This window comes from Glutamicibacter sp. BSL13 (assembly GCF_052928425.1).
Window position 1 is genome coordinate 32,934 of sequence record NZ_JAVGCZ010000001.1, and the last position, 18,292, is coordinate 51,225.

The 18,292-nt window shown below is 65.0% G+C and carries 15 protein-coding genes; all 15 read left to right on the forward strand.

From position 1 onward, the window contains the following. The first annotated feature begins 15 nt into the window (after positions 1-15). The 15 genes from RCJ92_RS00130 to dnaE all read left to right on the forward strand — a co-directional run bounded on the left by RCJ92_RS00130 (position 16) and on the right by dnaE (position 18,259). The gene (locus tag RCJ92_RS00130; protein ID WP_446753396.1) at positions 16-1,473 is read left to right on the forward strand and encodes a UDP-N-acetylmuramoyl-tripeptide--D-alanyl-D-alanine ligase; all 1,458 of its coding nucleotides are present in this window, start codon (positions 16-18) and stop codon (positions 1,471-1,473) included. After that, positions 1,470-2,573 (forward strand): phospho-N-acetylmuramoyl-pentapeptide-transferase, encoded by a 1,104-nt coding sequence (gene mraY, locus RCJ92_RS00135; protein WP_138178069.1) that lies wholly within the window; start codon positions 1,470-1,472, stop codon positions 2,571-2,573. Before RCJ92_RS00130 ends, mraY begins: the two co-directional genes overlap by 4 nt. Next, complete coding sequence (gene murD / locus RCJ92_RS00140) at positions 2,555-4,132, forward strand: UDP-N-acetylmuramoyl-L-alanine--D-glutamate ligase (RefSeq protein ID WP_446753397.1); 1,578 nt, start codon at positions 2,555-2,557, stop codon at positions 4,130-4,132. Before mraY ends, murD begins: the two co-directional genes overlap by 19 nt. 30 nt (positions 4,133-4,162) lie before the next feature. After that, on the forward strand, positions 4,163-5,398 hold the full coding sequence (locus tag RCJ92_RS00145; RefSeq protein WP_446753398.1) for an FtsW/RodA/SpoVE family cell cycle protein: 1,236 nt from the start codon (positions 4,163-4,165) through the stop codon (positions 5,396-5,398). Between the two features lie 111 nt (positions 5,399-5,509). Then, positions 5,510-6,664 (forward strand): undecaprenyldiphospho-muramoylpentapeptide beta-N-acetylglucosaminyltransferase, encoded by a 1,155-nt coding sequence (gene murG / locus RCJ92_RS00150; protein ID WP_446753399.1) that lies wholly within the window; start codon positions 5,510-5,512, stop codon positions 6,662-6,664. 2 nt (positions 6,665-6,666) lie between these two features. Next, positions 6,667-8,070: a UDP-N-acetylmuramate--L-alanine ligase gene (murC, locus tag RCJ92_RS00155; RefSeq protein WP_175419381.1), complete on the forward strand. Its 1,404-nt coding sequence runs from the start codon at positions 6,667-6,669 to the stop codon at positions 8,068-8,070. Positions 8,071-8,084: 14 nt separating this feature from the next. After that, positions 8,085-8,819 (forward strand): cell division protein FtsQ/DivIB, encoded by a 735-nt coding sequence (locus RCJ92_RS00160; RefSeq protein ID WP_138178063.1) that lies wholly within the window; start codon positions 8,085-8,087, stop codon positions 8,817-8,819. Between the two features lie 245 nt (positions 8,820-9,064). Then, entirely contained in the window at positions 9,065-10,249 is a 1,185-nt protein-coding gene (gene ftsZ, locus RCJ92_RS00165) for a cell division protein FtsZ (protein ID WP_138926468.1), read from the forward strand. A gap of 22 nt (positions 10,250-10,271) precedes the next feature. Continuing rightward, positions 10,272-10,994 carry a peptidoglycan editing factor PgeF gene (gene pgeF, locus RCJ92_RS00170; protein ID WP_138926467.1) on the forward strand — a complete coding sequence of 241 codons (723 nt, stop codon included), beginning with the start codon at positions 10,272-10,274 and terminating at the stop codon, positions 10,992-10,994. Positions 10,995-11,116: 122 nt separating this feature from the next. Beyond that, positions 11,117-11,668: a cell division protein SepF gene (locus RCJ92_RS00175; RefSeq protein ID WP_138178057.1), complete on the forward strand. Its 552-nt coding sequence runs from the start codon at positions 11,117-11,119 to the stop codon at positions 11,666-11,668. Positions 11,669-11,692: 24 nt separating this feature from the next. Further along, positions 11,693-11,989 (forward strand): YggT family protein, encoded by a 297-nt coding sequence (locus RCJ92_RS00180; protein ID WP_138178055.1) that lies wholly within the window; start codon positions 11,693-11,695, stop codon positions 11,987-11,989. A 221-nt stretch (positions 11,990-12,210) separates the two neighbouring features. Continuing rightward, positions 12,211-12,945 carry a DivIVA domain-containing protein gene (locus tag RCJ92_RS00185; RefSeq protein ID WP_446753400.1) on the forward strand — a complete coding sequence of 245 codons (735 nt, stop codon included), beginning with the start codon at positions 12,211-12,213 and terminating at the stop codon, positions 12,943-12,945. Between the two features lie 107 nt (positions 12,946-13,052). Further along, positions 13,053-13,616, forward strand: a complete 564-nt coding sequence (gene lspA / locus RCJ92_RS00190; protein ID WP_446753401.1) for a signal peptidase II — start codon at positions 13,053-13,055, stop codon at positions 13,614-13,616. Then, the gene (locus RCJ92_RS00195; protein WP_343832701.1) at positions 13,613-14,560 is read left to right on the forward strand and encodes an RluA family pseudouridine synthase; all 948 of its coding nucleotides are present in this window, start codon (positions 13,613-13,615) and stop codon (positions 14,558-14,560) included. The genes lspA and RCJ92_RS00195 overlap by 4 nt, the downstream gene beginning before the upstream one ends. 135 nt (positions 14,561-14,695) lie before the next feature. Beyond that, positions 14,696-18,259 carry a DNA polymerase III subunit alpha gene (dnaE, locus tag RCJ92_RS00200; RefSeq protein ID WP_138178047.1) on the forward strand — a complete coding sequence of 1,188 codons (3,564 nt, stop codon included), beginning with the start codon at positions 14,696-14,698 and terminating at the stop codon, positions 18,257-18,259. The last annotated feature ends 33 nt before the right edge of the window (positions 18,260-18,292 follow it).

Genomic DNA, 18,292 nt, shown 5'->3' on the forward strand with positions numbered 1-18,292 from the left:
AAAGTCCTAAATGCCATGATTGAACTGTCCATCCAACAAATCCTTGATATCACCGGCGGTCGGGCGAGCCAGAGCCTGGACCCGGCCGGGGTCATCAGCTCCGTCACCACCGACTCGCGCGAGGTCGGCGCTGGGGCGCTGTTCGTTGCCAAGCCCGGCGAATTCTCCGACGGGCACGCCTTCATCGACCAGGCGCTGCAGGCCGGGGCGATCGCCGCCCTGGCCGAACGCGAAACCTTGACCGAACAGCGTCAGCCGCACCCGGCGATCATCGTGCCGGACGCGGTGGAGGCGATGGGCCTGATTGCCGCCCACATCGTCGAGTTCCTCAAGGAACGCAACGACGCGGTCGTCGTGGGCATCACCGGTTCGGCCGGCAAGACCACCACCAAGGACCTGCTGGCGGCCGTGCTGTCCACCTCCGGCCCCACCGTTTCACCGATCGGCTCCTACAACGGCGAGGTCGGGGTCCCGCTGACCATCTTCAGCGCCACCGAAGAGACCAAGTACCTGGTCGTGGAAATGGGCGCCACCGGGATCGGACACCTGACCTACCTGACCGGCATGGTCAAGCCGCAGCTGGGCGTGGTGCTCTGCGTCGGCAGCGCCCACGCCGGCGAGTTCGGCGGGGTGGAGAACATCGAGAAGGCCAAGGGCGAACTCGTTGAGGCGCTGCCCGCCAACGGGACCGCGCTGCTGAACGTCGAGGACCCGCGGGTGGCCCGCATGGCCTCGCGCACCGAAGCCGAGGTGCAGTACTTCGGTGCCGCCAACCAGGCCCCGGCGAATGCGGCCGTGTGGGCGAGCGAGGCCGACACCGACGCCAACGGCCGGCTCAGCCTGGTGTTGAACTTCCCGGACGGCTCCACCCACCGGATCACCAGCGGGCTGCTGGGCAGGCACCACGTCACCAACATCACCGCCGCAGCCAGCGCCGCCTACGTGCTGGGCCTGGCCCCGGCGCAGATCGCCGCGACCCTCGACGGCCTGCAGGCCGGCAGCCGCTGGCGCATGGAGCGCATTGAGCGCGCCGACGGGGTGAGCATCATCAACGATGCGTACAACGCGAACCCCGACTCGATGCGCGCCGCCCTGATCACCCTGGCCGAACTGGGTCTGCCCAACGAGCAGGGGGTGGCCCGGCGAACCTGGGCCGTGCTTGGCTCCATGCTGGAACTGGGCCCGGATTCGGTGCTGGAGCACGACAAGCTCGGACGCCTGGCCGTGCGCATGAACATCAAGAAGCTGGTGGTCGTGGGCCGTGAAGCCAAACCGGCCTACAACTCGGCGGTCCTGGAGGGCAGCTGGGGAGAGGAAGCCTACTACGTTGAAGACCTCGACGAGGCACGACAGCTGCTGAACGAGCAGCTGGAACCCGGAGACATTGTCTTGTTCAAGTCATCAAACGGTGCGGGGCTGCGTTTCCTCGGAGATGAGATTGCCGCAGAGGTAAAGGAAGGCCGCAAAGCGTGATCGCATTAATTTTGGGGGCAGGCATCGCCCTGGTGCTGACCATGGTGGTCATGCCGCTGTACATCCGCCTGCTGACCAAGAAGCAATACGGCCAGGTCGTCCGCGACGACGGACCGAACTCACACTCGGTCAAGTCCGGCACCCCCACCATGGGCGGTGTGGTGATCGTGCTGAGCGTGTTCATCAGCTACTTCGCCACCCACGGCATACTGGCCCTGCTGGGCCGGGCCAGCGCCGGCATCACCCCCAGCGGTCTGCTGGTGCTGCTGCTCTTTGGCGGGATGGGCCTGGTCGGCTTCCTGGATGACTTCATCAAGATCGCCAAGAAGCGTTCCCTGGGGCTGCGCGCCTGGCAGAAGATCGTGCTGCAGGCCGTGGTGGGCGTCAGCTTCTCCGTGCTGGCCCTGCAGTTCCCCAACGACAAGGGCCTGACCCCGGCCTCTACCGCCATCTCCTTCCTGCGCGACACCAACATCGACCTGGCCTTCGCCGGCCCGATGCTGGGGCTGGTGCTGTTCGTGATCTGGTCGAACTTCATTGTCACCGCCACCACCAACGGCGTGAACCTCACCGACGGGCTGGACGGGCTGGCCACCGGCGCCTCCATCATGGTTTTTGGCGCCTACACCCTGATGGGCATCTGGCAGCAGAACCAGGCCTGCACCATCCCCACCCCCGCCCAGGTCTGCTACACCGTGCGCGACCCGCTGGACCTGGCGCTGCTGGGCGCCACAATCTCCGGCGCCCTGGTCGCCTTCCTGTGGTGGAACGCCAAGCCGGCGAAGATCTTCATGGGGGACACCGGTTCGCTAGCCATTGGCGGCGCGGTCGCCGCGATGGCGATCCTCTCGCGCACCCAGCTGCTGCTGGTCATCATCGCCGGGCTGTTCGTGATGATCGCCCTGTCGGTGATCATCCAGGTCGGCTACTTCAAGCTCTCCGGCGGCAAGCGCGTCTTCAAGATGGCGCCGCTGCAGCACCACTTTGAGCTCTCCGGCTGGTCCGAGGAGAACGTGGTGGTCCGTTTCTGGATCTTGGCCGGGCTGTTCGTCGCCGCCGGGCTGGGGCTCTTCTACTCTGAATGGGTTGTGGCACTGTGAGTGAACGTCTGGACGAATTAACCAGCTGGGATGCGAACTGGAAGGGCCTGCGCGTGGTCGTGGCGGGCCTGGGCCTGTCCGGCTTCTCCGCCGCCGACACCCTGATCGAACTCGGCGCCCTGGTCACCGTGGTGGACGGGCGCGAGGACGCGGTGAACGTGCAGCGCGCCGACACGCTGAAGATCGTCGGGGCCCAGCAGGTGCTGCTGGGGGCCGAGCACGTCACCGGGCTGCCGCAGGTGGACGGGCAGCAGCCCGAGCTGGTCATCGCCTCCCCTGGCTGGAACCCGCGCCACCCGGTGCTGGCCGAGGCCGCGGAAGCCGGCATCCCGATCTGGGGCGACGTGGAACTGGCCTGGCGGGTGCAGACCCGCGCCGGCCGCCCGGCCCCGAAGTGGCTGGCGGTGACCGGCACCAACGGCAAGACCACCACCGTGGGCATGACCGAATCGATCCTGCTGGCCGCCGGCAAGAAGGCGATTGCGGTGGGCAACGTGGGCACCCCGATCCTGGACGCCGTGCGCGACCCGCAGGGCTTTGAGGTCCTGGTGGTGGAGCTGTCCAGCTTCCAGCTGCACTTCACCCATTCGATCTCCCCGCTGGCCTCCGTGGTGCTGAACCTGGCCGAGGACCATGTGGACTGGCACGGCAGCTTTGAGGCGTACAAGGCCGACAAGGCCAAGATCTACGCGCGCACCCAGATCGCCGCGATCTTCAACGTGGAGCAGGAAGAAACGATCGCCATGGTGGAAAACGCCGAGGTGATCGAGGGCTGCCGCGCCATCGGCTTCACCACCAACACCCCGGCGGTGTCCATGGTGGGCATCGTCGAGGGGCTGCTGGTGGACCGCGCCTTCATCGAGGAACGGCACAGCTCCGCGGTGGAACTGATCGCCCTGGAGCAGATCGGGGAAATTGTTCCCCGGCACACCGCCGCGAACGCCGCCGCCGCCGCGGCCCTGGCCCGCGCCTATGGGGTGCCGGCCGAGGCCGTGGCCCGGGGGCTGGGCGGCTTTGACGCCGGGGCGCACCGCATCCAGGCGGTCGCCCGGCGCGAGGACATCCTGTGGATCAATGACTCCAAGGCCACCAACCCGCACGCCACCGACGCCTCGCTGAGCGCCTTCACCAAGGTGGTGTGGATCGCCGGGGGAGTCTCCAAGGGCGTGGACTACCACCAGCTGGTGGCCAAGCACGCCGCGCGGCTGCGCCACGTGCTGCTGATCGGCACCGACAACGACGCCCTGCGTCAGGCCCTGGCCAAGCACGCCCCGGCGGTCCCCGTCGAGGACATCACCGCGGCCGCCACCGCTGCGGACGGAACCCTGCCGGCCGGGCCGGCCGTGATGACCCGAGCGGTGCGCCGGGCCCACACCCTGGCCACCGCCGGGGATACGGTGCTGATGGCCCCGGCCGCGGCCTCCATCGACCAATTCACCTCCTACGCGCAGCGTGGCAACGCGTTCATCAGCGCGGTCAGTGATCTGATGGAACACGACCCGCTCACCACCGATCCGGCAGCCCCGGACCCGGCAGATGAGAGCGGAGAAGGCAACTAACCAGGCAACAGGCAACGGGGGAGGACACCGGTGAACAAGCGCACCTCAACACCGCGTAACGGCACCAAGCCCAGGCCCCCGTGGCCGCAACGGGTACTGGGGCGCATCGAGTCCGGCAGCCGCACCAGCGCATCGATCGACTACACCCTGGTGATGGTCTCCACGATCGCGCTGGCCGTCTTCGGGGTGCTGATGGTGCAGTCCTCCGCCTCGGTGGAGGCCATCGCCCGCGGGCAGGACGGGTTCACCGTCGCCCTGAACCAGGCGGTCTTCGCCGGGGTGGGCATCGCCGCGATGCTCGCCATGCAGTTCTTCAAGCCCGCCACGCTGCGCAAGGCCGCCGTGCCGGCGATCCTGCTGGCCGGGGTGGCGCTGTTCGCGGTGGCCTTCACCCCGCTGGGGCACACCGTGCTGGGCAACCGCAACTGGCTGCGCGTGGCCGGAATCGGCATGCAACCCAGTGAGTTCGCCAAACTGGCGCTGGCCGTGTTCTCCGCCTACATGCTGGAGAAGAAGCAGTCACTGCTGCACGACTACAAGCACATCATGATCCCGGTCGCCTTCCCGGTCGGGGTGGTCATCCTGGGCCTGGTGCTGGTCGGGCGCGACGTGGGCACCGGCCTGGTGCTGATCATGATCATCGCCACCGCCATGTTCATGGCCGGGCTGCGGATGAAGCTGCTGCTGGGCATCGGGGCGGTCGGGCTGGTCGGCGTCTCCGGGATGGTCATGCTCTCGGAAAACCGCCGTGCGCGCATCCTGGCCTGGCTGGGCATCGACTGCGGCCCGGGGGACGCGATCTGCTACCAGTCCTCCATGGGCATCCAGGCCTTCGCCTCCGGCGGCTGGTTCGGGGTCGGCCCGGGACAGTCGCGCATGAAGTGGTCCTATGTGCCAGAGGCGCAGAACGACTTCATCTTCTCCATCCTGGGCGAGGAGTTCGGCTTCCTGGGGGTGCTGCTGGTGCTGATCCTCTTCGGCCTGCTGGCCCTGGCCATGTACCGGATTGCGGTGCGCGCCACCGACCTGTACACCCGCATCCTGATGGCCTGCCTGATGGCCTGGGTCATTGGCCAGTCCTTCATCAACCTGGGCACCGTGAGCGGGTTGCTGCCGGTGATCGGCGTGCCGCTGCCGTTCATTTCCTCCGGCGGTTCGGCCATGCTCGCCGTCACCCTGGCCATGGGATATGTGCTCTCGGCAGCGCGCGACCAGAAACGCGCCGAGCCCAAGGCCCCGCTTTCCGCGCCAAAGACGGCAGAATAGAAGGCACAGCCCCGGGCGGGGTGAAAGCCGCCGCCCGGCCGGTGCGCCATCCGGCCCATCCGGGCAGTGCGCGCACTGCCTCCACCAAGCACAAGGAGTTAGCCCAGCATCATGAGTGAGCCCATGAAACTTGTGGTCGCCGGCGGGGGGACCGCCGGACACATCTCACCGATGCTCGCCATCGCCGACGCGATCCGCGATGAGCGTCCCGACGCGCAGATCACCGCGATCGGCACCGCCGGGGGCCTGGAAACGCGGCTGGTGCCCGAGGCCGGCTACCGCCTGGAACTGATCCCCAAGGTGCCCATGCCCCGCTCGATCTCCCCGAGCCTGTTCCGCTTCCCGTTCGCCTTCCCGGCCGCCGTGCGCCAAGCCGCCAAGATCCTGCGCGAGCAACAGGCCCAGGGGCTGATCGGGGTGGGCGGCTACGTGTGCACCCCGGCCTACCTGGCCGCCCGGCGCCTGAAGCTTCCGATCTTCGTGCACGAGGCGAACTCGGTGGCCGGCATGGCCAACAAGCTGGGCGCCAAGACCGCCAAGGTCGTGGCCACGACGTTCGCCGGCACCGGGCTGCCCAACGCCACACAGATCGGGATGCCGATGCGCTCGAACGTGGCCCGCATGGACCGTGCGGCGCTGCGCGAGCAGGCCCGGCAGCACTTTGGACTGAACACCCAGGCCCCGGTGCTGATGGTCACCGGCGGCTCCTCCGGGGCGGTGAACATCAACCGGACCATCGCCGCCGCCCTGCCGGCGCTGGCCGCGGCCGGGATCCACACCGTGCACATCACCGGGCGCGGCAAGCCGGTGCTTGATGACTCCGGGCAGCCGCTGCGCGCCGAAGGGTACACGCAGGTGGAGTACGTGGACCGCATGGACTACGCCTACGCCGCCGCGGATTTGATGGTGTGCCGTTCCGGCGCCGGAACGGTGTGCGAGCTGGCGGTGGCCGGGGTGCCCTCCGTCCTGGTGCCGTTGCCCATCGGCAACGGCGAGCAAAAACTCAACGCCCGTGAACTGGTCGCCGCCGGCGGCGCGCTGCTGGTCGAGGATGCCAACTTCACCCCCGACTACGTGCGCCAATCCGTGCTGCCGCTGCTCTCCGACGCGACGCGGCTGCAGGAGATGGCCCGGGCCGCGGCGGGGCAGGGCCGGCGCGACGCGGCCGAGGTGATGGCCCGCCTGGTCATCGAGGAAATCGCAGCGGGCGCGGCCGGGCAGGACACCACCGGCACCGCCGGCGGGCAGAACACTGAGGAAGGGTAGCAATGGCGCAGCAAATGCAGCACAAGGTCTCGGATTTGGGCAAGGTCCACCTGATGGGAATCGGCGGGGTCGGGGTCTCGGCCGTGGCCCGGCTGCTGCTGGATGCCGGCGTCACGGTCTCCGGCAGCGACGCGAAGGACCTGCCGGTCCTGCGGGAGCTGGAAGAGCGCGGGGCGCGCGTGCACGTCGGCTACGACCCACAGAACCTGCAGGACGCGCAGACGGTGGTCATCTCCTCGATCATCAAGCCGGGCAACCCCGAATACGATGAGGCCGTCGCCCGCGGGCTGCGGATCCTGCACCGCTCCGAGGGACTGGCCGCCACCATGGCCGGACACCACACGGTCACCGTGGCCGGCACCCACGGCAAGACCACCACCACCGCGCTGACCGCGCACATGCTGCGCACCGCCGGGACCAGCCCCAGCTTCGCGGTCGGCGCCAACATCGCCAGCCTCGGGGTGAACGCCGAACTGGGCCAGGGCTCGATCTTTGTGGCCGAAGCCGACGAATCCGACGGCTCGTTCTTGAACTACCGGCCCGACGTCATCGTGGTCACCAACATCGAAGCCGACCACCTGGACCACTACATCACCGCAGAGGCCGTGCACCGGGCGTTCGAGGACTTTGCCCGGCTGCTGCCCGAGGACGGGCTGCTGATCTGCTGCGCCGATGATCCCGGCGCCGCCGCGCTGGCGCGCACCATGCGCCGCGAGCGGCCCGGACTGCGGGTGCAGACCTATGGTTTCTCCGACACCGCCGACCGCCGGCTCAGCGACGCCCACCCGGTCGGGGAACGCTTCGTGGCCACCGTGGAATGGGGCAGCGGGCAGGAGCACGAGCTGAACCTGGCCATCCCCGGCGAGCACAACCTGCTCAACGCCGCCGCCGCCCTGGCCGTGGGCATGCACGTGGGGCTGGAGGTCGAGGAGGCGCTGGACGCGCTGGCCAGCTTCACCGGAGCGGCCCGCCGCTTTGAATTCAAGGGCGAGGTCGCCTCCATCCGCGTCTACGACGACTACGCCCACCACCCGACCGAGGTGGCCGCGGCGCTGCGCGCCGGGCGGGCCGTCGCCGACGAGGGGGAGCTGCATGTGATTTTCCAGCCACACCTGTTTAGCCGCACCTACGAGTTCTATCGGCAGTTCGCCGAGGCGCTCTCCCTGGCCGACACGGTCAGCGTGCTGGACATCTATGCCGCCCGGGAGGATCCGATCGAGGGGGTCACTAGCGCGCTGATCGCCGACCGCATCGAGGTGCCCAGCGCGGTGCTGGACAACGAGCAGGCCATTGTGCGGGTCGTGGAATCCGCGGCTCCCGGGGACGTGATCATGACCATCGGCGCCGGGGACGTAACCCACCTGGGCCCGCGCATTGTCCAGGCCATGCGCGAACAGCAGGACTAAGCGGCGGGAGGACCATGAACCAAAGCGCAAAAGTCCTGCCGCTGCCCGAACCGCCGGAGAGGAAACGCCGCCGGGTGATGCTGATCGTCGCCGGAGCGGTGGTGCTGCTCAGCCTGGCCGCGGTGTTGGTGCTCAGCTTCAGCCCGGTGCTGGCGGCCAAGCACATCCAGGTCACCGGCACCAAGCTGATTGACGAGCAGAAGGTCACCGAACGCCTCTCCAGCTTGGAAGGCACCCCGTTGCCGCGGATCTCCGAATCCAAGGTGATGGAGCTGATCGGGCAGGAACCGGCGTTGGATGAGGTGGTCGTGCGCGCCCAGATGCCCGACACCCTGAAGGTGGAGCTCGTGGAGGCAGAGCCGGTGGCGGTGCTCATCGAGGGCAAGGACCGCTACCTGGTGGCCGCGGACGGGCGCAAACTGAAAAAAGTGGGCAAGGACGCAAAATATAAATTACCGGGCATCACGGCCTCGGAACGCACCAAGGATCCCGAAGCCTTCAAGCTGTTGACCGGTGTTTTGAGCACCATCGACAACAAGGTTCTGGAACAGGTGAGCTCCGCGACGCTGACCCAGGCCGACTTCGTGGAACTGAACCTTCCCAAGAAACGCACGCTGATCTGGGGTGAGGGAGACAAGCCAGAGCTGAAGAACGAAGTCGCCCAGATTTTCCTAAAGGAGCTATCGGCGTCCAGCAACCCGCCCAAGGTGGTGGACATCTCCAATCCGGAAAATCCGGTGACCTACTAGGCGTCGCCGATTGCCCGCATTAACTGGCGCGCCGTGGGTGTGGGAGAAGCAACTTGGGCGAAAATTCTGGAAAGATGGAACGTAGTAGAAAACGACACGCCCCCAAGCGGTCGTTGCACTAGACCGGCGCGACTCATAGCGTTCTTATAACGATAGCTTGACAGAAGCCAAACCTTAAGGCTAAGGGTGAAGGTTTCGCGCTGGTTTCGTGATTCATGTAGCACAACTAACAAGGGAAGCGGGACGTGGCAGCTCCACAGAATTACCTCGCGGTCATTAAAGTCGTCGGCATCGGCGGTGGCGGTGTAAACGCGGTCAATCGAATGATCGAAGTCGGGTTGAAGGGCGTTGAATTCATCGCCATCAACACCGACGCCCAGGCACTGCTCATGAGCGACGCCGACGTGAAGCTCGACGTGGGACGCGAACTAACTCGCGGCCTGGGTGCCGGCGCCAACCCGGATGTTGGTCGTCAGGCGGCCGAGGACCACGTCGAGGAGATCGAAGACGTCCTGCGCGGTGCGGACATGGTCTTCGTGACCGCCGGCGAAGGCGGCGGCACCGGCACCGGTGGCGCCCCGGTCGTGGCCCGCATCGCCCGCTCGCTGGGCGCACTGACCATTGGTGTGGTCACCCGTCCGTTCACCTTCGAAGGCCGCCGCCGTGCGAACTCCGCCGAGGCCGGCATCGAGGCGCTGCGCGACGAAGTCGACACCCTGATCGTCATCCCGAACGACCGACTGCTGTCCATCTCGGACCGCAACGTCTCGGTGCTCGACGCCTTCCGCCAGGCCGACCAGGTGCTGCTCTCCGGTGTGCAGGGCATCACCGACCTGATCACCACCTCGGGCCTGATCAACCTCGACTTCGCCGACGTGAAGTCGGTGATGCAGGGTGCCGGCTCGGCGCTGATGGGCATCGGCTCGGCCCGCGGTGAGGACCGCGCGGTCAAGGCCGCCGAACTGGCAATCGCCTCCCCGCTGCTGGAAGCCTCCATCGACGGCGCCCATGGCGTGCTGCTGTCCATCCAGGGCGGCTCGGACCTCGGCCTGTTCGAAATCAACGAGGCAGCCCGCCTGGTCCAGGAAGTGGCCCACCCCGAAGCCAACATCATCTTCGGTGCCGTCATCGACGACGCCCTGGGCGATGAGGCACGCGTAACCGTGATCGCCGCCGGCTTCGACTCCGTGGATGCCACCAGCAAGCCGATGGCGAAGCTGCCGGCCCAGTCGATCACCACCCCGCCGCCGGCTGAAGCGGCCGCGGAGAGCGTCTCGGCCAAGCCAGCCGAGAAGCCCGTCGCCGCCGCCATCCCCGAGCGCAAGCCCGAACCGGAATCCTCCAGGGACTTCCAGGACCTTCCCGACGTTGTCGATTCGGACCTGAACGGCTCCAACGACGATCTGGACGTGCCGGACTTCCTGAAGTAGTCCGCACCGGAACCTGAACGCAGTGCTACATTACGCATCGAACCTCGATCCGCAGATCCACCTGGCATTCACCTCACAGGCCGAGGGCAACCTCGCCCTGCACGTGAATGACGACCCGCAACAGGTGCGGGCCAACCGCGCCAGGCTGGAGGAGCGGATCGGGGTTCGAAGCTTTTCCCTGACCTTCATGAACCAGGTTCACTCGGCCACCGTGCTAAACGCCGAACAGCGTGCCGAACAGCAAGGCGCGGAAAGCGCGGCGGCCACCTGTGACGGGCTGATCAGCCCCACGGGGACAACGCCCTTGGCCGTCATGGTCGCCGACTGCCTGCCGGTGCTGTTCGTTGGGCACAACCCGCAGAACAACTCCAGCGCCACCGCCGCGGTTCACGCCGGACGCCGGGGACTACTGGACGGAATCCTGCCCGAAACCGTCAAGCAGCTCACCGAGCTGGGCGCCACCCGCATTGAGGCCGTTATCGGCCCGGCGATCTGCGGGCGCTGCTACGAGGTGCCGCAGGAAATGCTCGAGGAGTCAGAGGCGCGGGTGCCGGGCATCGGCAGCATCACCAGCTGGGACACCCCGGCCTTGGACCTGCCAAGGGCCGCCGCGGGGCAACTTCGCGATCTGGCCGTCCAGGTGCGCAACAGTGGGATATGTACCCTGGAAAATCCGGAGTACTACTCCTACCGTCGGGACCGTCACAGCGGCCGTTTCGCCGGCATCATCTGGCGAGAAAACTAGCTCCCTGCGACACACCGCAGAGAATTGAACAGATTTACGTTGCTACCCGAATCCAGTGCGGTAGCGTCGAACTAGCGGAATCATGCACTGGGGTTGCATGTACGGGAAACGAGGAGAGTATCGTGGCGGACGGACTACGTAAAGCAATGGTCTACCTTGGCTTGGCCGATGCGGTCGAGCACGAGGAAGCTCCTGCCCGCGAGCCTGAGCAGCGCGCCCAGGTGCGAGTCGTGGAAGAGGAAGCTCCCCAGCGACCGACCGAAGCAGCAGGCCCAACCCCTGCTGCCCGAGCAGCGATTCCGCAACCAGATCAGTATGAGCAGGAAACCGAGTACCGGGCTCCTGTCACTCCCATCAAACGTGCCCCTTCGGTTAGGGATGAGGATTCCGAATTGCGTCAGATTACAACCGTGCACCCTCGTTCTTACAATGATGCCAAAATCATTGGTGAGAACTTCCGTGACGGTATCCCGGTGATTATGAACGTCACCGACATGGGCGAAACCGATGCCAAGCGCCTCGTAGATTTCTCCGCAGGACTGGTTTTCGCCCTGCATGGCTCCATCGAACGCGTCACCAATAAGGTGTTCCTTCTCTCACCGGCTACTGTAGAGGTGCTGGGCGAGGACCGTAAGCAGTCCGAAGCCCAGGCAACTTTCTTCAATCAGAGCTAACCGCCAAGGAGCGAGAACGCCACGATGCTATTCGGGATTCTTTATCTCGCGCTGAGTATTCTTCAAATTCTGCTGTTAATGAGAATTGTGTTGGATGTTACTGAAAGTTTTGCCCGGCACTGGAGCCCGAAGGGAATTGCTCTGGTCGCAGCCACGGTCGTGGTAACGATCACCGACCCGCCACTGCGTTGGCTGCGCAAGCGTATTAAGCCTCTTGACTTGGGTGGAATACGTTTGGACCTGTCTTTCCTGGTGCTGTTCATCGTCGTCGTGATCGCCAAGGCGATCGTCGGCAATCTCGGGTACAGCGTCGGAATTTAGTGTTTGTCGAACCTGTTCGCAGATTGTCCTTACGGGGCTGACGCGGTAGGTTCAAAATGAATGACACGGCCACTAGATGTCGTTTTCGTGTTTAGTGACCAAAACGTTATATCCTTTAAAAAATGGTGCTTCGACTACACCGGTCGTAGTATTGAACAAGGTAAGTGTTTCGCAGGGCAACCTAGGTCGTGCGGAAGAGATCCCAGTATTGAGGTGACCCAATGGCTTTGACGCCAGAAGACGTAGTCAATAAGCGGTTTCAGCCGACCAAGTTCCGCGAAGGCTACGACCAGGACGAGGTAGATGATTTCCTCGACGAGATCGTCGTAGAACTGCGTCGCCTGAACGCTGAGAACGACGAGCTCCGCCGCCGCCTGTCTGCCCTGGGCGAGGATGTTTCCTCTTCCAAGGAGCAGTCCGTGCCGGCCCCGGTGGCAGCAGCCCCGACTGCCAAGCCCACCGAGGAGAAGAAGGCCGACGCACCTGCTGCCAAGCCTGCCGAGGAGAAGAAGGCCGACGCAGCTGCAAAGCCTGCCGAGCAGAAGAAGGCCGAGGCACCTGCTGCCAAGCCTGCCGAGGAAAAGAAGACCGAGGCTCCGAAGGCCGCTCCGGCAGCCGAAACCGGTGCTCGGACCGACACCGCGGAATCCGCAGCCAACGTGCTTGCCATGGCACAGCGTCTGCACGATGAGTACGTGGCCTCCGGTGTGGAGCAGCGCGACAAGATCATCGCTGATGCCAAGACCGAAGCCAACACCATGGTCACCGAGGCCGAGGAGAAGAGCCGCAAGACTCTCTCGGCCCTGGAGCAGCAGAAGTCCGTCCTGGAACGCAAGCTGGAACAGCTGCGAGGCTTCGAGCGCGACTACCGTGCCCGCCTGAAGACCTACATCGAAGGCCAGCTGCGTGACCTGGAGTCCCAGGCATCGATCGACAGCACGACCAAGAACAGCTAACCAACCGGTTTTGCTGACTTGAAAAGCTAGTCAGTACAGTTGACGGTGGTGACCGGACATCCGGTCACCACCGTTGTCGTTTAACACGTCGTTGACAAAGGGTACGAATGGAAAACAACTCACCCGCGGCCGCCCCGGATCCCCGCCGCTACGCCGGCAGGTTCCTCGCACTGGGCTTCGGTCTGGCCGTACTGGCCTTGATCCTGGATCAGGGAACCAAGCTCTATATCGAATCAACGATGCAACTGGGCGAGTCGATTCCGGTGATCCCCGGGATCCTGAACATCCACTACATCCTGAATCCCGGCGCCGCATTCTCCTTCGGAGAGAACTTCACCATCGTCTTCGCGCTGCTGCAGGCCGCCGTCTTCTGCTATGTGATCTACCTGCTGATCCGCAAGGTGCGCACCCTGTCGTGGGCGCTGACCCTCGGCGCGCTGCTGGGAGGAGTCGGTGGAAACCTCATTGACCGGATCTTCCGTGCTCCCGGCCTGGGCTTCGGACACGTCGTCGACATGATTTCCGTACCGGGCTTTGCCATCTTCAACGTCGCCGACTCCTTCATCGTCTGCTCGATGATCGTGGTGGCGATCCTGCTGCTGCGTGACGTCCCGATGAACGGAGCCGGCAAGAATACCCAGACGGCCACGGGAACGGATCAACCACAATGAGCCAGGACCGCCCCGCCGCAGTGCACCGACTGCAAGTCGCTGACGAAGACCAGGGAAGCCGGGCCGATGTCTTCATCGCCCGGCAGCTGCAAATCCCACGGGCCGAGGCCACCGAACTGTGCCGCAGCGAACAGGTGCAAGTCAACGCAAGGACCATCAGCAAATCCCCGAAGCTCAAGGCGGGCGACCAGCTGGTGGTCCACCTGCCGGCCAAAGAAGACCCACTGAAAGTGAGGGTGGAACGGGTGGAGAACCTAAAAATCATCGCCGATGACGAACACTTCGTGGTGATCGACAAGCCGGTGGGCGTAGCCGCCCACCCCTCACCCGGGTGGGTCGGACCCACCGTCGTCGGGGCCTTGGCCGCCGAGGGCTACAACATCTCCACCTCCGGTGCCCCGGAACGGCAGGGGATTGTGCACCGGCTGGACGTGGGGACCAGCGGCCTGATGGTGGTGGCAAAAACCGAGCTGGCCTACACGGAGCTGAAGCGGGCGTTCAAGGAACGCACCCCAAAGAAGATCTACCATGCCGTCGTCCAGGGTCTGCCCGACCCCCTGGAAGGGACGATCGACGCGCCCATCGGCCGGCATCCGGGTTTCGAATGGAAGTTCGCGGTCCTTGATGGCGGGCGCAACTCGGTCACCCACTACAAGGTGGAGGAGGCCTTTGGCCGGGCCAGCCTGGTCGAGGTCGAACTGGAAACCGGACGAACCCACCAGATCCGTGTGCATTTCTCCGCGTTCGGTCATCCGTGCGCCGGGGACCAGACCTACGGCGCCGATCCAAAGCTCGCGGCCGCGCTGGGCCTGACGCGTCAATGGCTGCACGCCCATCAGCTGGGGTTCGCCCATCCGGCTACCGGGCAATGGGTCGAATTCGTCAGCGAATACCCGGCAGACCTGGCGGGGGCCCTGGAGCTCTTACGCGAAGGCACCTACTAGTTTTTGTTGCCACACCCAGCGGTTTCCGTATGCGGAGCGTGCCGGGTCCATGGCAAAAAACCGCGCCTGCGAGTGTGGCTTTTCCCAACCCGCGCCCGAGCTGATTCCGCGCGGGCCGAGGGCTAGACTGGATGCGTGAGTGCCACACGCGACGGATTTGTTCATCTTCATACCCACACCGAATACTCGATGCTCGACGGGGCGGCCCGTCTTGGCGAGCTCTTCGAGGAAGCCAACCGGCAGGGCATGGAAGCCATGGCCATCACCGACCATGGCTATCTCTTCGGTGCCTTCGACTTCTGGCGCCAGGCCACCGGGGCCGGCATCAAGCCCATCATCGGGGTCGAGGCCTACGTGACGCCGGGAACCGCGCGCGATGACAAGCAGCGCGTGAAATGGCGCACCGAGGAGAAGCAAAAGGGAGATGACGTCTCCGGCGGTGGCCTCTACACCCACATGACGCTGCTGTCCTACAACAACGAGGGCATGAACAACCTCTTCAAGGGCAGCTCCATCGCCTCCCTGGATTCGGTCTTCGGCAAGTATCCGCGCTGGGACCGCGAGCTGCTGAACAACCACTCCAAGGGCCTGATTGCCACCACCGGCTGCCCCTCGGGTGAAATCCAGACGAAGCTGCGCCTGGGACAGTACGAGGCCGCAAAGGCGGCCGCCGCCGAATTCCAGGAGATCTTCGGCAAGGAGAACTACTTCTGCGAGATCATGGACCATGGTCTGGAGATTGAACGGCGGATCACCAAGGACCTGCTGCGCCTGGCCAAGGAACTGCAGATCCCACTGGTGGCCACCAACGACCTGCACTACACGCACGAAGCCGACGCGAAGGCCCACGAGGCGCTGCTGGCCATCAACTCCGGTTCCACCCTTGATGAACCCACCTACGACCAGGGCGGCAAGCGCTTCGCCTTCTCCGGCTCCGGCTACTACCTCAAGAGCGCCCGGGAAATGCGTGAACTGTTCCGCGAGTTCCCCGAGGCCTGCGACAACACCCTGCTCATCGCCGAACGGGCCGAGGTCTCCTTCGACACCAACGCCAACTACATGCCCAAGTTCCCCACCCCGGAAGGGGAGGACGAAACCAGCTGGCTGATCAAGGAAGTCGACAAGGGCCTGCACTACCGCTACCCGGATGGCATCCCCGATGAGGTGCGCAAGCAGGCCGATTACGAGCTGGACGTCATCATCAAGATGGGCTTCCCCGGCTACTTCCTGGTGGTGGCCGACTTCATCAACTGGTCCAAGGACAACGGCATCCGCGTCGGCCCCGGCCGTGGTTCCGGTGCAGGTTCCATGGTCGCCTACGCCATGCGCATCACCGATCTGGATCCGCTGCAGCACGGACTGATCTTCGAACGCTTCCTGAACCCGGAGCGCGTTTCCATGCCCGACTTCGACGTCGACTTTGACGATCGTCGTCGCCCCGAAGTGATCAAGTACGTCACCGAGAAGTACGGTGACGAGCGCGTATCCATGATCGTCACCTACGGTTCGATCAAGACCAAACAGGCGCTGAAGGACTCCTCCCGAGTGCTGGGGTACCCCTTCTCGATGGGTGAAACGCTGACCAAGGCGCTGCCTCCGGCGGTGATGGCCAAGGACATCCCGCTGAACGACATCGAAAACCCGCAGTCCAAGCGCTACTCCGAGGCCGCGGATTTCCGCAACCTGGTCGCCAACGATCCCGAAGCGGCGCGCGTGTTCGAAACCGCCAAGGGCCTGGAGGGGCTCAAGCGCCAATGGGGTGTGCATGCGGCCGGGGTGATCATGAGCTCGGATCCGATCATTGACGTCATCCCGATCATGCGCCGCCTGCAGGACCGTCAGGTGATCACCCAGTTCGACTACCCGACCTGCGAAGGCCTGGGGCTGATCAAGATGGACTTCCTGGGCCTGCGTAACCTGACCATCATTTCCGACGCAATCGAGAACATCAAGGCCAACACCGGGGACGACCTGGATTTGGAGACCCTGCCACTGGATGACCCGGCCACGTACCAGCTGCTGGCCCGCGGCGACACGCTGGGCGTGTTCCAGCTTGATGGCGGTCCGATGCGTTCGCTGCTGAAGCTGATGCGCCCGGACAACTTCGAAGACATCTCCGCGGTGCTGGCGCTCTACCGCCCGGGACCGATGGGCGCGAACGCCCACACCAACTACGCACTGCGCAAGAACGGGCTGCAGGACGTGGTGCCGATCCACCCGGAGCTGGCCGAACCGCTGGAGGACATCCTGGGCGGCACCTTTGGCCTGATCGTCTACCAGGAACAGGTAATGGCGATCGCCCAGAAGCTGGCCGGCTACTCGCTGGGCCAGGCGGACATCCTGCGTCGTGCGATGGGCAAGAAGAAGAAGTCCGAACTGGACAAGCAGTTTGTCGGCTTCAAGCAGGGGATGAACGACAACGGGTACTCCGATGCCGCGGTGCAGACCCTATGGGACATCCTGCTGCCGTTCTCCGACTACGCGTTCAACAAGGCGCACTCGGCGGCCTACGGGGTGGTGTCCTACTGGACCGCCTACCTCAAGGAGCACTACACTGCCGAATACATGGCGGCCCTGCTCACCTCCGTGGGTGATGACAAGGACAAGCTGGCCATGTACCTGAACGAATGCCGGCGCCTGGGCATCACGGTGCTGCCGCCGGACGTCAACGAATCCGCCCTGACCTTCACCCCGGTCGGCAAGGACATCCGCTTCGGAATGGGTGCGGTGCGCAACGTGGGCACCCACGTGGTGGAGGGCATGGTCGAGGCCCGCACCGAGAAGGGCGCCTACACCGACTTCAGCGACTTCCTGCGCAAGGTCCCGGCCGTGGTGTGCAACAAGCGCACCATTGAATCGATGATCAAGGCCGGCGCGTTCGACTCCATGGGCCACCACCGCCGAGCCCTGGTGGCGATCCACGAAGAGGCCGTGGACTCGGTGATCACCCTCAAGCGCAATGAGGCCGCCAACCAGTTTGACCTGTTCAGCGCGCTGGGCACCGAGGATGCCTCCGACTCGATGAGCGTAAGCATCCCGGACCTGCCGGACTGGGACAAGAAGGAAAAGCTAGGATTCGAACGCGAAATGCTGGGCCTCTACGTCTCGGACCACCCGTTGCAGGGGCTGGGCCAGGCCCTGGACCAGTACGCGGACATGTCGATCACCCATGTGATCTCCGATGACGGTCCCTCCGACGGGCACATCATCTCCATCGCGGGCATGATCACCGGCCTGCAGCGCAGGATTGCCAAGAAGTCCGGCAACCCCTACGCCCGCTGCGAGCTGGAGGACCTCTCCGGTTCGATGGAGGTCATGTTCTTCGGCCAGGCCTACCAGCCGATCGCCGAGGTGCTGGCAGAAGACTTGATTGTGGTCATCAAGGGACGCGTGCAGCGCCGTGACGACGGTTCAATCACCCTGAACGCGCAGGAAATGATGATCCCGGAGCTCTCCGACGCCACCGGCACCGGGCCGGTGGTCATTGCGATCCCCACCCACAAGGCCACCGAAACCCTGGTCTCCCAGCTCGGTGACGTGCTGCGCACGCACCGGGGCAACACCGAGGTGCGGGTCAAGCTCTCCGGCTCGCGAGGCACCTCGCTGATGCGCCTGGGCATGAACTACCGGGTGAACCCGAACCCGGCACTGTTCGGAGACCTGAAGGTGCTGCTCGGTCCGGCCTGCCTGGATGCCTAGGTACCCGGCCTGATCCTGTGTGACCGGGCCGGG